14 protein-coding genes are annotated in these 15034 nt (G+C 58.1%); 5 read left to right on the forward strand and 9 right to left on the reverse strand.

Translation table 11 applies throughout. From position 1 onward, the window contains the following. Positions 1-16: 16 nt before the first annotated feature. The 4 genes from BLR72_RS18900 to BLR72_RS18915 form a co-directional block, all read right to left on the reverse strand. Entirely contained in the window at positions 17-1114 is a 1098-nt protein-coding gene (locus tag BLR72_RS18900) for an ABC transporter ATP-binding protein (protein ID WP_091951036.1), read from the reverse strand. Continuing rightward, a complete protein-coding gene (locus BLR72_RS18905; RefSeq protein WP_027232193.1) occupies positions 1111-2007 on the reverse strand; it encodes a carbohydrate ABC transporter permease in 897 nt (298 codons plus the stop codon). The genes BLR72_RS18900 and BLR72_RS18905 overlap by 4 nt, the downstream gene beginning before the upstream one ends. After that, the gene (locus tag BLR72_RS18910; protein WP_091951038.1) at positions 2004-2909 is read right to left on the reverse strand and encodes a carbohydrate ABC transporter permease; all 906 of its coding nucleotides are present in this window, start codon (positions 2907-2909) and stop codon (positions 2004-2006) included. Before BLR72_RS18910 ends, BLR72_RS18905 begins: the two co-directional genes overlap by 4 nt. A 71-nt stretch (positions 2910-2980) precedes the next feature. Next, a complete protein-coding gene (locus BLR72_RS18915; protein ID WP_091951040.1) occupies positions 2981-4225 on the reverse strand; it encodes an ABC transporter substrate-binding protein in 1245 nt (414 codons plus the stop codon). A 294-nt stretch (positions 4226-4519) separates the two neighbouring features. On the opposite strand from BLR72_RS18915, the gene BLR72_RS18920 reads away from it, so the two are divergent. Next, positions 4520-5572, forward strand: coding sequence for a LacI family transcriptional regulator (locus BLR72_RS18920; RefSeq protein WP_244506770.1), 1053 nt, complete (start codon positions 4520-4522; stop codon positions 5570-5572). Between the two features lie 15 nt (positions 5573-5587). Here BLR72_RS18920 and BLR72_RS18925 read toward each other — a convergent pair whose 3' ends face one another. Then, on the reverse strand, positions 5588-6442 hold the full coding sequence (locus BLR72_RS18925; RefSeq protein WP_091951044.1) for a PCC domain-containing protein: 855 nt from the start codon (positions 6440-6442) through the stop codon (positions 5588-5590). Positions 6443-6649: 207 nt separating this feature from the next. On the opposite strand from BLR72_RS18925, the gene BLR72_RS18930 reads away from it, so the two are divergent. Together BLR72_RS18930 and BLR72_RS18935 are read left to right on the forward strand one after the other, a co-directional pair. Next, positions 6650-7498 (forward strand): IclR family transcriptional regulator domain-containing protein, encoded by an 849-nt coding sequence (locus BLR72_RS18930; protein WP_091951304.1) that lies wholly within the window; start codon positions 6650-6652, stop codon positions 7496-7498. An 18-nt stretch (positions 7499-7516) separates the two neighbouring features. Beyond that, positions 7517-9109, forward strand: coding sequence for an acyl-CoA synthetase (locus BLR72_RS18935; RefSeq protein WP_091951046.1), 1593 nt, complete (start codon positions 7517-7519; stop codon positions 9107-9109). 3 nt (positions 9110-9112) lie between these two features. Here the strand turns inward: BLR72_RS18935 and BLR72_RS18940 are convergent, their stop codons facing one another. Together BLR72_RS18940 and BLR72_RS18945 are read right to left on the reverse strand one after the other, a co-directional pair. Beyond that, entirely contained in the window at positions 9113-9979 is an 867-nt protein-coding gene (locus BLR72_RS18940) for a class I SAM-dependent methyltransferase (protein WP_139202556.1), read from the reverse strand. 220 nt (positions 9980-10199) lie between these two features. Then, positions 10200-10769, reverse strand: a complete 570-nt coding sequence (locus BLR72_RS18945; RefSeq protein WP_091951050.1) for an AAA family ATPase — start codon at positions 10767-10769, stop codon at positions 10200-10202. Positions 10770-11052: 283 nt separating this feature from the next. On the opposite strand from BLR72_RS18945, the gene BLR72_RS18950 reads away from it, so the two are divergent. Continuing rightward, complete coding sequence (locus tag BLR72_RS18950; protein WP_027232201.1) at positions 11053-12060, forward strand: AI-2E family transporter; 1008 nt, start codon at positions 11053-11055, stop codon at positions 12058-12060. 349 nt (positions 12061-12409) lie between these two features. Here the strand turns inward: BLR72_RS18950 and BLR72_RS22755 are convergent, their stop codons facing one another. Next, the gene (locus BLR72_RS22755; RefSeq protein ID WP_244506759.1) at positions 12410-12703 is read right to left on the reverse strand and encodes a hypothetical protein; all 294 of its coding nucleotides are present in this window, start codon (positions 12701-12703) and stop codon (positions 12410-12412) included. 144 nt (positions 12704-12847) lie between these two features. On the opposite strand from BLR72_RS22755, the gene BLR72_RS18960 reads away from it, so the two are divergent. Beyond that, the gene (locus BLR72_RS18960; RefSeq protein WP_091951306.1) at positions 12848-14512 is read left to right on the forward strand and encodes a dihydroxyacetone kinase subunit DhaK; all 1665 of its coding nucleotides are present in this window, start codon (positions 12848-12850) and stop codon (positions 14510-14512) included. A 171-nt stretch (positions 14513-14683) separates the two neighbouring features. Here BLR72_RS18960 and BLR72_RS18965 read toward each other — a convergent pair whose 3' ends face one another. Next, a complete protein-coding gene (locus tag BLR72_RS18965) occupies positions 14684-14887 on the reverse strand; it encodes a hypothetical protein (protein ID WP_027232204.1) in 204 nt (67 codons plus the stop codon). Positions 14888-15034 lie beyond the last annotated feature (147 nt).

Consider the following 15034-nt stretch of genomic DNA (forward strand, 5'->3'; position numbering starts at 1 on the left):
AGGATTCATGCGGGGACTAGATGCGGATTTCGCTTTCGGCGTCGAAGACGGAAGCGAGGTTGGGATTGAAGGTCAGGAATACCTTCTCTCCGGGTTGATAGCGGCGGCCCGAATCGACGCGGACCGAAATCGGCTTACCCGCAACCTTGAGCCAGACGAGACTATCGGCGCCCATCGGCTCGTCGAGATCGACGGTCGCGGGCGATGACCGCCCGGCCGGACCGGGTGCGTCGCCTATGGCGATATGCTCAGGCCGGAAGCCGAAGATGGCGGCGCGGCCAAAGGGCAGGGGCTGTTGCGCGGCGTAGGACGCGAGGGAGATGTCGAGACCCTTGGCCTTGAAAACGGGACCAGCACTGTTGCCGCCAATCTCGCCTTTCAGGAAATTCATGGCTGGCGAGCCAATAAAGCTCGCGACAAACAGGTTGCGCGGGCGGTTATAGATCGTCAGCGGGTCATCGAGCTGCTGTATCAGCCCGCCCTTCATCACTGCGATCCGGTCTGCCAGCGTTAGCGCCTCGATCTGGTCGTGCGTGACATAGATCATCGTATTGGCGAGCTTCTGGTGCAGCCGCTTTATCTCGACGCGCAATTCCGAGCGAAGCTTGGCGTCGAGATTGGACAAGGGCTCGTCGAAGAGGAACACATCGACGTCGCGCACCAGGGCCCTCCCGATCGCAACCCGCTGGCGCTGCCCGCCGGAAAGCTCAGCCGGCTTGCGATGCAGCAATGGCCCGATCTGCAGGATCTCGGCGGCGGCGGCAATACGCTTTGCTATTTCCGCCTTCGGAAGTCCGGCGACCCTCAGCCCGAATGAGAGATTCTTTTCGACCGTCATCTGCGGGTAAAGCGCATATGACTGGAAGACCATCCCTATGCCGCGATCCTTTGGCTCTTCCCAGGTGACGTTCTTGCCCTTGATGAAGATCTGCCCCTCGGAAATATCGAGAAGACCCGCAATGCAATTCAGCAGCGTGGACTTGCCGCACCCGGATGGTCCAAGCAGGACCAGGAACTCGCCATCGGCCACGTCGATATTGAGGTCCTTCAGGACACCGACCGAACCGAAATTGAGCGAGAGATCTTTGATCGAGACGCTGTGCAACTGGGTCATCCTTTGACGGCGCCAGCGGCAATGCCCCTGACGAAATACTTGCCTGAGAAGAAATAGACGAGGAGGGGGACGGCGCCGGTCAGAATGGTTGCCGCCATGTTGACGTTGTATTCCTTCACGCCCTGCGTCGAGTTGACGATGTTATTGAGCTGCACCGTCATCGGAAAATTCTTGGTCCCGGCGAAGATCACGCCGAAAAGGAAATCGTTCCAGATGCCGGTTACCTGCAGGATCACGGCAACAACGAAGATCGGCAGCGACATGGGCAGCATGATCTGCAGAAATATCCGCCAGAAGCCGGCACCGTCGACACGCGCGGCCTTGAAGAGTTCAGGAGGCAGGGAAACAAAATAGTTGCGAAAGAGCAGCGTCAGGATCGGCATGCCGAATATCGTATGGATGACGATGACACCGGTGAGCGTGCCGAATATCCCAAGTTCGCGGGTGATGATGACCAGCGGATAGAGCATCACCTGATAGGGGATGAACGCGCCGAAGATCAACGCGGTGAAGAACAGCTCGGAGCCCTTGAAGCGCCAGTTCGACAATGCATAACCGTTCACCGAGGCGATAATGATCGAGAAGATCACGCTCGGTACCAGGATCTTCATCGAATTGAAGAAGCCAACCTTGATCCCCTCGCAGTAGAGCCCGGTGCAGGCACTGTTCCACGCTGTCGCCCATGGCTGGAATGTCACTTCGACCGGCGGTGAGAAGATGTTGCCGAGGCGGATTTCCGGCATGCCCTTCAGCGAAGTCATGACCATGACGTAGAGCGGAATGAGGTAATAGACCGCTGCGACGATGAGGATCCCGTAGATCATGATCGAGGTCGGCGACACGATGCGACGAGGACGCCGTCCGCGCGGCCCTGCAGGATTGATGAGGCTCATTTGCCCACTCCCAGCGTCCCGTTTCTCGGCCGATACTCATAGAGCGCCCACGGAACGAGGATGATCAGTACCGTCGTCAGCATGATCGTCGAAGCGGCGAGGCCCTGTCCGAGGTTGCCGCGCGAAAACATGAAATCGTAAACGTATTTCGCCGGAACTTCCGAGGCGATGCCCGGGCCGCCATTGGTCATGGCGACGACGAGGTCGTAAACTTTCACGATCGTAGCGGCGATGATCACGAGGGTCGTCGCAAAGACCGGGCGCATCATTGGAATGATGATGAAGAGATAGGTCCTCCAGGTGGGAATGCCGTCGACCCGTGCCGCCTTCCAGATCTCGTCATCAATGTTGCGAAGCCCGGCCAGCATCAGCGCCATGACAAGGCCGGTGCCCTGCCATAGGCTGGCGATGACAATCGCGTAGATCGTAAAGCGCCCATCGGTCAGGATCGGGAAATTGAACGTCTCGAAGCCGAGGTCGCGCACGACTTTCTGCACGCCGTAGGCGGGCGTCAAGATCCATTGCCAGACGAGGCCGGTGACAATGAACGATAGCGCATGAGGATAAAGGAAGACCGTGCGGAAGGTGTTCTCGAAGCGGATCTTCTGGTCCATCAGCGCGGCGAGAATAAAGCCTAAAACCAGCGAAAAGCTGAGCGCGAGGACGCCGAATATGGCGAGGTTTCGCAGCGATACTATCCACCGCGAGGTGGTGAACAATCGCCTGTACTGATCGATTCCGACGAAATCCAGTGTCGGAAGCGACCGCGATGACGTGAATGAATAGACTACCGTCCAGAGTGTGCAGCCAATGAACACGACGAGCACCGTTGCGATCATCGGAACGGCGGCAATCTTCGCATTCAAATTGCGCAAAGGTGCAAAGGGGCGGGTCGCGGCCATGAAGTGTCTCCAACCTTGCGACAGGCGCCGGCCTTGCGGCCGGTCGCTATCAAGGCGTCATGTCCAGCGGTTCACTTTGCCTGGCTGATGATTTCGACGAAACGCGCCTGCGCGTCGTCGACCGACATGTCCTTGTTGGCAAAGAATTCCGTATTCAAATCTTCGAGCTGGCCCTGCGCGTCGGAAGAAAGCGCCTGCTCGATCGAGGGAAGCACATTATTGGCGTCAGCCAGGATCTTGATGCCTTTCTGCATGCAGGCGTTGGCTGCCTCCATGTCGATATCGCCGCGTATCGGCAAAGAACCCTTGGCAAGGTTGAAGGCCACCTGGGTCTCCTTCGAAACGAGCATGCTCGCCAGTTTCAGCTGGGCGCGCGTGACTTCGGGATTGGCATTCTTCGGGAAATAGAACGCATCGCCGCCCGTATCGAGTATCGGGTGGACGCCGAGGCCCGGCAGACAGTCATAGTCCGTTCCGGCGACTTTGCCGGCAACGCCGAATTCACCTTGTGCCCAGTCGCCCATAATCTGCCCGCCGGCCTTGCCTGTCAGCACGAGTGAGGTTGCCTCGTTCCACTGCCGGCCGACATAGCCGGGATCGGCAAGATCGCGCGCATTGGCGAAAGCCTGCCAGACCGCCTTCATTTCAGGACTTGCCGCCGCGTCCTTGTCCTTGTCGTCCATGATCTTGAGATAGAGGTCCCTGCCGCCGAGCGTGGCGAGCATCACGCGGAAGATACCGTCGACCTGCCACGCATCGCCGGTGGCAAGTGGGATGATGCCCTTTTCTTTAAGCTTCGGCGCCGCGGCCACGAACTCGCTCCAGTTGGTGGGAACCGGCGCACCCGCTTCCTTGAACGCGCCCGGGTTGATCCACATCCACTGCCACGAGTGAATGTTGACCGGCACGCAGTAGATCTTGCCTTCATACTTGCAGGAGTCGAGGAGCTTGGAAGGGCGGATGAAGTCGGCCCAGCCCTCCTTGGCTGCAAGCTCGGAAAGGTCGGTCATCAGCCCTGCCTTGACGAGATCTTCGGCATCACGGCCGGTGTTCAGCTGCGTCGCACCCATGGGATTGCCGCCGAGAATGCGGCTGACGATGATTGGGCGCGCTGTGGTGCCGCTGCCGGCGATGGCGCCATCGACCCATTTGTCACCGCCAAGCTTGTCATAGGATTGCGCAAGGACTTTTGCCGCCGCCGCTTCACCGCCGGATGTCCACCAATGGGTGACTTCGAGATCAACGGCTCGCGCCGAGCCTGCAGCAAAGAGCAAAGTCGAAGCCGCGAAAGCGGCCAGCATCGAACGGTAACGCATCCTATCCTCCCAAATCTGAAACGTTACAGGTAGGCTAGTTCAAACTCCGGCACGATGCAATTCCCGAGCAATGATTTTTTATTGGGTTCCCTTTCACTCTGGCCCAGATCGTAACTATAGCATTGATTTGTCTTATTTTTCCTTTCCGCAAAATCTTGGCTGATGGGTTGAGCTGCCAGGGTCCAGCGGAATAGAGACTGATTTCCGCATGGGAAAGTCGTCGCATGGCTCTGTACATTTTGTTCAAATTTTGAAACGATACAGCCAATGTCAACTTCAAGTGGCCCAGCGGCAATGAAGCCAAAGAAAAGCGCCCGATCCACTGCACATGAGGCCGGACCGCCCGCAGATAGCGAGCGTCCGACGCTGAAGACCATTGCCTTCATGGCCGGCCTCGGCGTCACTACAGTATCGCGGGCGCTCAAGGATGCGCCCGAAATCGGGCAGGCAACGAAGAACCGCGTTCAGCTCATTGCCAAGCAGATCGGCTACCGGCCCAATCGCGCCGGGGTCCGGCTGCGAACCGGCAAGACCAATGTCATCAGTCTCGTTCTCAATGCGCAATCGGAGATCATGGGGCTCACATCAAACCTCGTCTACGGCATTACCGAAATATTGTCGGAGACGCCGTATCATTTGACGGTCACCCCCTACTCGGTGGAGAACGACCCGATGCAGCCGATCCGCTATATTGTCGAGACCGGTTCGGCGGACGGGATCATCATGTCTCGCACCGAGCCCAACGATGCGCGTGTTCGCTACCTGACTGAACACGGCATTCCCTTCGCCACCCATGGACGCACGGAAATGGGCATCGAGCATCCGTTTCATGACTTCGACAACGAGACGTTCGCCTATATTGCGGTCAAAAGTCTGGTAGAGCGGGGGCGCCGCAGGATCGCCATGCTTGCCGGACCTTCGCCGTCGGTCACGTATTACCGGCACCTCGAGCGAGGGTTTGCCCGGGCCATCAGCGAAGGCGACGTCAGTTCATTGTCTTTTTCCGGCTTCGATGTCGATACATCGCTCGCCGGCATTCGCGACCGCATGGTTGAAATCATGTCAGGACCTGACCGTCCCGACGGGATCGTATGCTGCAGCGGCAGCGCGGCGATCGCCATTGTGGCCGGTATCGAGGCGGCAGGTTTGGAGATCGGCAAAGACGTTGATCTCGCCTCCAAGCAGTCGACAGACGTACTGAAGTGGTTCCGCCCCCAGATCATCGTCTTCAACGAGGACGTGCGCCAGGCAGGCCGGGAACTCGCAAGCGCCGTGCTTCGGCGTATTGCCGGCATCAATGCCAGCGAATTGCAAACGTTGAGCTATCCGGGCGAAGGCCACGACTGATCACCGGTTCGGAATTCAAGCTTCTTCAAGGTAGAGCTCGAAGGTGATGCAAACGGGGTTTTCTCCGCGAAGGAGTTGCCCTTGCGTTATCCTTCCCAGTGTATCGACCATGACGATCTCGAGCCTTGTGAGATTCGGCCGCGTCGAGACAAAGCCATCGATGACGAATACCTCGGTTGCAATGTCATCAACGGACGTTCCGTCCGCATAGCGCGCGCCAATCAGGCTGCCGACACCGCCGCGCAATCGGGCATTGGAAAAACCGCTCGCCGGGCAGATCTCTTCGAGCGTCTCGATGATGTCGACGTTAGGCCGGACACGCGCCACTACGATGCGAGGCCCTTTAGCCCTTTGAACCTGTGCAGTCTCTATAGGATGAAACAGGGTGAACGCCGTCTCCGCATCGGGTTCTGATATCATACGCACGTCGTTCGTGCCCCAGGCCGTGGCGCGGATTGGCTTTGCCACGATCGTCTCGTGCGGCAGGAAATGACCACATCGCTTCCTGCCATCGGCCTCGATCCATGTCGCATGGCAGTGAATGAAGGGATGACCGTTCCTTTCCCCAAAAGTCACATTACCGCGTTCGAGCTGCGCCTCGCCTTCGGGTGAATTCGTTTCGCTATACCAGGCTGCATGGTGGCCATCTGTCGACAGCGCCGGCATCAGATAGTGAAGGGGCGCGAAACTTCCACCCCCAAGGACGATTGAAGCTGCCGTCAGCCCAGCCTCCGCGAGGGGGAGGGCGATGGCCTCATTGATCCTGAGGCCCGACTTGAGGGTAAATTGCAGGTATTCCCCGGAGCCGATTACACTTTCGAAGGGGGCCGTGGCCGCCGGGCCCGGCTGACGCAAACGTCGCTCAAACATGGCGTGCAAGCGCGATCAGGCGCTCCCGAGGAGGAGACAATTTCAGGAGGGCGAACCGGACGAAGATCATCGGTCCACATTATAGAGCGAACGCGCCCGCTCAAGTGAATATTTCCCTTCGCGATTTGGGGCCATCCGGGATTCAATTTTGCCTTTCGCAAATTCCACTGATAGGCTGATCCACAATATGGATCGCGGGTCACAATGATGGAACAGACGGTAGCACCGGCTCACAACGGCTCGCAGAGCGTCGATCGGGCCCTCGGCCTGCTCAGCCTCGTCAGCTATTTTGGTGACGAAGGTGGCGCCCTCAGCGAAATCGTCGAGCAAAGCGGACTTAACAAGCCGACCGTAAGGCGACTGCTCCTGGCCCTCATCCGCTCCGGATTGCTGGAACAGGATGCGCGATCACGTCGCTACTTTCTCGGGCAGGAGGCCTATGTACTCGGCACCCTGGCCACACGCCGATACGGCCTCCTTCAGATCGCCCGCGATAGTCTCGGCGTCCTTTCGGGCAAGACGCAGGATACGAGCTTCCTGTCGATCCAGCGCGATCATCACGTGGTCTGCCTGCACCGGGAAGAGGGAACCTATCCAATCAGAACCCATGCGCTCCAGGCCGGCTATCGCCACCCGCTTGGTGTCGGTGCGGGTTCACTCGCCATTCTTTCCGCGCTTGACGACGACGAGATCGAGGCCGCCCTTTCCGCCAACGAGCCAGAACTCCTCAAGGAGTTCCCCGAACTTGCTCCGCCGCAAATCCGCGCGGATATCGCGACTGCGCGGGAACGCGGCTTTTCCTTGAACCCGGGCCGCATACTGCCAAACTCCTGGGGCGTCGGCCTCGCCATACGCTATCCTGACGGACGCCCCGCGGGAGCGCTCAGCATCGCCGCCATCGACAGCCGGATGGAGCCCGACAGGCAGGTGGAACTTGCCTCGCTCATGCGCAGTGAGGCACGAAAGATCGAAGCACGGCTTGCCCATCTGCAGCCGGCTAATAACAGGCCAGGGACCTTGTCAACCAAAGGACGGCCGATACAGCCGAGGGCCTAGATTATCGGGGGAAGAACCATGGAACGCATGTCGAATCGGGTGATGAATCTTTCGGGGGTTCTTGCTCAAACGGCGGCGCGATTTCCCGATGAGGTAGCACTCGTGTGGCGCGACCAAAACTGGACGTGGAGCGGGATACACTGCCGGGTCAATGCCATGGCGGCGGCGCTGCAGAGGGAGTACGGGGTAGGGAAGGGCGATCGCATCCTCGTCCAGTCGCAGAATTGCAACCAGATGCTCGAATCGATGTTCGCCTGCTTTCAGCTCGGAGCGGTCTGGGTTCCAACCAACTTCCGCCAGACACCCGATGAAGTGGCCTATCTCGCCGCCGCGAGCGGCGCGAAGGGCATGATTTGCGGTAATGGGTTTCCGGAGCATGTTTCCGCCTGCCGGGCTGCCAGCTCCGACCTTGCCTTCGCCATCGCCATCGGCGACGCCCCGTTCGGCGAGGATTATGACGCGATTATCGAACGCTTCGAGGGCGAGACGGTAGAGACGGCACCTGTCGATCATAACGACCCATGCTGGTTCTTTTTTACCTCAGGAACAACCGGGCGGCCAAAGGCAGCCGTGCTTACGCATGGTCAGATGGCTTTCGTTGTCACCAACCACCTTTGCGACTTGATGCCGGCGACGACGCGCCTCGACGCGTCGCTCGTTGTCGCCCCGTTGTCGCACGGGGCGGGTATCCACCTTTTGACTCAGGTCGCCCGCGGTTCGAAGACGGTGCTCCTGCCCGGTGAAAAGCTCGATGTCGCCGAGGCCTGGCGCCTCGTTGAAACCTGGCAGGTCAGCAACATGTTCACGGTGCCGACGATCCTCAAACTTCTTGCCGAGCACCCCTCGGTCAACGAGCGCGACCATTCTTCATTGCGCTACGTGATCTATGCTGGCGCACCGATGTATCGCACCGATCAGGTGCACGCATTGAAAGCCCTGGGACCGGTCATCGTTCAATATTTCGGGCTTGGGGAAGTCACGGGAAATATATCCGTTCTGCCTGCAAGCGAACATCACATCGAAGAGACGGATGATAAGCGTCCTGGCACTTGTGGCTATGCGCGCACGGGTATGCAGATCTCGATTCAGGATGATGCCGGCAACGAATTGGAGCCGGGAATGACCGGCGAGATCTGCGTGATCGGCCCGGCAGTCTTTGCCGGTTATTACGAAAATCCGGAAGCGAATGCGAAGGCCTTCCGCAACGGCTGGTTCCGCACCGGTGACCTTGGCCATATGGACACGGCAGGGTATCTCTTCATCACCGGGCGCGCGTCCGACATGTATATTTCGGGCGGTTCAAACATCTATCCGCGCGAGATCGAGGAGAAGATCCTCAGCCATCCCGACATCAGCGAGGTTGCGGTCCTCGGTATCCCAGATCCGATGTGGGGCGAGGTTGGTCTTGCCGTCTGCGTACCGCATGACGGCGCCAGTCCGGATACTGATGCAATGATCGCCTGGATTGACGGCAAAATGGCGCGCTACAAGCTTCCAAAACGCTTTGTCTTCTGGCCGGAAATGCCAAAGTCGGCCCATGGCAAGATAGCCAAGAAACTGATCCGCGAAGAATTGATCAGGCGCGGCGAGCTGGAAGGCCCGACCGCCTAGCGCTCATACGCCGTCAGTTTTCTTTCGGCCAGTGACGACGTGCATGATGATCTTGCTGACGATGGTTCCATCCTTGGCTTTCGCGTGGACCTTCGTTTCGAAGTCTTTTCGCAGCTGCTCGAGCTCTTTAGCCGGTAGCAGGTTGAGTTGGTGCCAGGCGGGATGCGCGAGGGATTTCTCCCAGACGAACAGTGCTTCCTCAGTCAACATTCTATGCTCCTGCATCAATTCCGGGCTGATCTCGGCCACCTCAAATCCGGAACTCTCGAGCAACTCTTTGCATTTTTCGACTGTATTGGCGATCGTGGCATAGGGCAGGTCAATTCCATGCACTTCTGCAACTTCGGCAATGATGCTGTTAATGCCAAAGGGTTCGCCCGGTGCATCGAAAGTCACCATCCCGCCTGACTTCAGCCAGCGGTTCCATTGCCTGAGTGCCGCGTGTGGATCGGACAGAAGTACGAACGCCGAGGAACACAGGATCCTGTCGAACGCGTTATTATCAAACGTCGCCTCCTCGACGTCTCCCTGAATGAACTGGATGTTGCTGAGATTATCCATCCCGGCCTTGAAATGCGCCTGCGTGAGCATTTCCGCCGATAGATCGATGGCGACAACGCCACCTTCATCCCCAACCATTTTCGCGGCCTGCAGCGCCAGTCGCCCTGTGCCCGTGCCGATGTCGAGCACGCAATGCCCCGGTTCGATATCGGCATGTCGAATGATCACAAAAGCGAGTTTCGGGAAAATCGCGTCCTGGTCGTAAGTCTCGCTCCGGCGATCAAAGTAGTCGGTCGTCAAACCCTTGAAATCATGATGATTCTCGGCTTCCTCACGCATGGGACGCCGCACGCCGATATGGAGTTCCAAACGAGAGGACTGCACCGCCGAGGGTGGCGTAGCAATGAGGGGCTGGTTTCAACGATTTTAGTCGAACGCCTGGCGCATTTGACAAGGTTCCGCCCACCTTTCTCTCCTGAAATATAACTTAATTTTGTAAATAGACTCTACATTTAACTCGAATTCGTCTTGAAATGTTCCATTGCCGCTATGTGGACCGCTGCAAGGGTTTTGCCCACCCAGACTGCGTTCAGCAAGCGCCACTATCGGGTGCAAGCTCTACCGCATACCCGGCAATGGCCTTGAGCTTTGGCAAACAATGCTGCGAGCCGGTCGCCAAGATCACCACCCCATCGTAGTTCTCAATCATCTGCCGCAGGTAATCCACCTCGACATGTGCGTAGCGATCATGCGCGTCCTTCACTTCCGAGCGCTTGCCGAAGAGCGCGTCCGCCTCATCAAAGAGCAGCACACCGCCACTTCGCTCTTTCTCATCGAACAACTGCTTAAGGTTGCGCTCGGTTTCACCGATGTACTTGCTGACAACGGCCGAAAGATCGACGCGGAACAGTTCGAGGCCCAGCCCTGCGGCAATGATGGCGGACGCACTAAGCCTGGCTGCACTGTTACCGCCGGTGAGAAGAACTAGACGTGCGCCCGACGACCCGCGCAATGCTTTCCGATCCAGACCGCGCTCTGCCCGAATCCGATCCACCGTCTCGTTCACGCGTTGGGCGGGTCTTTCACCCTGCAAGGCAAAGGCCGTTTTACCGGCAGACGTGTCTATCCGCTCCAAGAAACCTCGCCGCAGGTTTGCCATGGCAATAGTCGCTCCCTTCGGGGGTTGGCACGATGCAAAGCAGCAATATACCCTCGCATCGCAAAGGCCTACTTATGCCGTCTAAACAAGACCATGATCCGGTGTCAATATTTTCTTGTCATTTGCAGTAACGTTTTAAGTGATATTTTATCTCATCTTAAAGTACTATATTTTTCAATCTATTTTGTTGAAACGCCGAGCTGTCCAACGGTTGTGCTTGCATCGCATCGGACTTCAAGGGTAGGAACGTGGGCAATGAATAACGCCTTCCTAGGGGCACCGCTTGCTTACCGCCAACCGGCTTACAATTGCATCTTATGTCTTATCGTTCATAGCGCTTATCGCCGTGCTCGAACTGGGATTGCTTTCGGCGCTTCTTGCCGGCCTCCTCGTCTACAATGTCGTGCATCTCTCGGCACCGCTGCTCGGCAGGGCAGGGGTCGATGGCCGAATTGCCAAGACCGTCGCTCTGGCGCTGCTTGCCCTCGTCTTCATCCTTTTGATCGTGGCGGCCGTGCTTGGCGGCGTCGCATTTCTGAGCGACGGCTCGGAAGGCATCGCATCGCTTTTCAAGAAAATGGCGGAAATCATCGATACGGCGCAGGTACATCTGCCAAGCTGGGCGCGGGATTATTTCCCGTCCAACCTTGAAGAGCTGGAATCGGTTGCCGCCGTCTGGCTGCGTGAACATGCCGGACAGTTGCAGCTTGTCGGCAGAGAGTTCGGTGTCCTTCTCATAAGGATTATCATCGGCATGATCATCGGCGGCATGGTCGCACTGAGTTCGGTTGCGCCGTCACGACAGCTCGGCCCGCTGGCGATCGCACTTACCGATCGTATCGATCACTTCAGCGACGCGTTCCGCAACATCGTCTTCTCGCAGCTGCGTATCTCTGCCTTGAACACGTTCTTTACCGGGATCTTCCTCGTCCTCATTCTACCTTCCTTCGGCGTAGACCTACCACTCGTCAAAACCATGATCGCGGTCACCTTCATCGCCGGCCTGTTGCCCGTCATCGGCAATTTGATCTCGAATACCGTGATCGTCATTGTAGCCCTCAGCGTATCGCTGTTTGCGGCACTCGGATCCCTGGCTTTTCTCATTGTCATCCATAAGCTCGAGTATTTCCTCAATGCGAAGATCATCGGTTCACGCATCAAGGCGCGCGCGTGGGAGTTGCTCTTGGCGATGATTGTCCTGGAGGCCTGGTATGGCATTGCCGGCCTGATCGCTGCGCCGATCTACTACGCCTATTTGAAGGATGAGCTGAAGTTCCGCCAGCTGATCTGACGGCGATTGCACCTTGAGATATACCGGCATTCGCCGAATTTGGTATTGCGGATGCGATTCAAATCTGAGATCGTAATGACAGCCCTGAACAGCAAACAAAAAAGAATGGGGTAAAGGAGGAAACATAGTTCGCAATTCTGTTTTGGAGTTCAACTATGCTTTCACATTCCAGTCATGCCGACATCGTTTACATCCCGGATTCCGCAACATGCCGGACAGCAGTCCAGCAATGTCCAGTGGATACCGGCCCGCAGATCCTGTCGCATAACGCGCCGCACTCCGATCGATGCTTCGTTCGGGGCATCGGGCAAAGTGGTAGGGGGAAGGTGTAATGGACGACAAGTCGTTTTCATCGCCAGTCAGAATAAGTCTTGGCGCCATGGGGCTCCGTTTGGTTGCGACGGCTTGGGAGGCTCTTGAGTGTCTCCGAAATCAATGGCCGCAGCAGGATGGGCTTGAATACAAGCGTGCCGTTCGCATCAATCGCGATGCCCTCGAAGGGTGGATGACGCCGGCAAAAGCCAGGCAGGCCTTTGTCCAGGCAGCGCAACGCGCCGGGGTCTTCATCGACGACCGGACGAACAAATAGTTCTTTGCGTTGCGCACCTGACTTGAGCGGCAGGCGATCGAGGCGCAACTGCACGTGCCGCTCTCCCGCTTGCCAACGTGGCTGTGGCTTCCAAATGGCCACGGGCAATCGTGCGCAATTTTGCCAAGGATGGAAACCGTAGTACTGGTGTCATCAGGTCGGGTTATGACCTGATGATTCAACAGACTGGGTATGCCGATGAGCCACTTCTTCAATCGCAGGGAAAACATCGTCACCGAGGCGCTCGACGGCCTCCTGCTGACCAGCCGCCCGGGTTTATTGGCCCGCCTCGACTCCTATCCGGACATCAAGGTTATCGTGCGGTCCGATTGGGACAGGTCGAAAGTCGCCGTCATTTCGGGCGGCGGCGCAGGCCACGAGCCTGCCCATGCCGGCTTCGTGGGGCGGGGCATGCTTACGGCCGCAGTCTCGGGGGAAATCTTCGCATCGCCAAGCGTTGATGCGGTACTGACGGCCATACGTGCCGTTACTGGCCCTGCAGGTTGCCTCCTTGTCGTCAAGAATTACACGGGCGACCGGCTGAACTTCGGTCTTGCCGCTGAGCGGGCACGCGCCGAAGGGTTCAACGTCGAGATGGTCATCGTTGCCGATGACATAGCGCTCCCGGACCTCGCACAGCCCCGCGGTATCGCCGGCACGCTGTTCGTGCACAAGATCGCAGGTTTTCTCGCCGAGCGTGGTGACGCGTTGCAGGACATCGCAGCAGCCGCCACCACGGCAGCGGCAGAGATCGTTTCGCTCGGCGTTGCCTATTCCACCTGTTCAATTCCAGGCCAGCCGCAGGAGTCGCGGCTCGGCGAGAATGAGGGCGAACTCGGGCTGGGCATTCACGGAGAACCGGGCGTCGAGCGCATCCCCGTCCAGGCCGCGGCGAGTATTGTCGGCATCATGACTGAACGCCTCAGTGCCGCCATTCCCGCTGGCGGCGAATATGCTTTGCTCATCAACAACCTTGGTGCCGTGCCGCCAGTAGAGATGAACCTGATCGCGCGCAATGTTCTTGCAACACCGCTTGGCGCCAGAGTGAAGCTCATCATCGGCCCGGGGCCGATCATGACAGCGCTCAACATGAACGGCTTTTCGCTGTCGCTGATTAAGCTTGATCTGGCGCGCGAAGCGGCTCTTCTCGCGGAGGTTGCACCGCACGCATGGCTAACTCCTGTCGAACGCCATGAGCTAGCCATCGTACCCGCGCCCGCACTGCGAAGCGAAATCGAACATATGGCCGCCAGTCGCGACCCACAAGTCGAAGAAATGCTCGCGACCATCTGCAACAGGCTTGTCGCGCTCGAACCGGATCTCAACCGGCTTGATGCTCGTGCTGGTGACGGCGATACCGGTTCCACGGTTGCAGCAGGCGCGCGCGGCATCCTGGCGCGGATTGATACACTGCCTCTCGCCGACAAGGCGGCAACATTTGCAGCCATAGGTTCGATTCTCGCAACCAGCATGGGCGGTTCGAGCGGCGTGCTTCTCTCGATTTTCTTTACGGCGGCATCGAAGTCGATGGCGGCAGGCGCAAACATACCGGAAGCATTGCTTTCAGGGCTCGATCGCATGACATTCTACGGCGGCGCCAAAGCTGGCGATCGCACGATGATCGACGCACTCGATCCCGCACTGAATGCGCTTGCCGCCAGCGGAGCGCAAGAAGCTTCCGTTGCTGCAAGGTCCGGAGCCCAGGCAACGGCATCGATGACCAAGGCAAAAGCGGGTCGCTCGTCTTATGTCGGCGCGCGCGATCTTGATGGCATAGTCGACCCCGGTGCAGAAGCAGTTGCAGCAGCATTCGAGGCCGCTGCCGCCGTTATGGTGCACGGCAAGACGATGCACCGTCCATGACCGGGCGTACGGCCCGGATCAATTGCCACTTTCTCGCCTGACCTGCGAAGCGTTAGTTCCATAACTACTCTTATGCCATAAATTGCAAATTGTTATAAAATATCAATTACTTAGTACTACACGCGCGCCCGAGTGGTCGAGGCACTTCTCTAGCTGTCGGCCTGCTCGGCGTCACACGTGCCCGCTCTGGTTGCGTCGGACAATCATGAGCACGAGCAGGATGATGCCAAGCGCGATGAACGCGATGCCAATGGTAAGGAACTCTGTCGAACCGTAGCGGTAGCCTGACGCAGTAATCAGGAAACCCAGGATAATGGCGATCAATCCGCCCAGCTTCTTGAAGAGTGAAATCGGTCTGTCATCGTTTAAGGCCATGTCAAACCTCCGACGTTGCAGGCTTGAACGAAGTTCGCCTGGCCGTGCACACGACGGCAGTCCATGCTAGCAGTGGTTGCGGCATTGCTCAATCGCCGCTTTTCGCCGTTGTCTCGAAGAGCCGCCAGTCCGGCGAGCTGATTCAAC

The sequence above is a fragment of the Phyllobacterium sp. YR620 genome, from assembly GCF_900104165.1.
Classification (GTDB): Bacteria; Pseudomonadota; Alphaproteobacteria; order Rhizobiales; family Rhizobiaceae; genus Phyllobacterium; species Phyllobacterium pellucidum.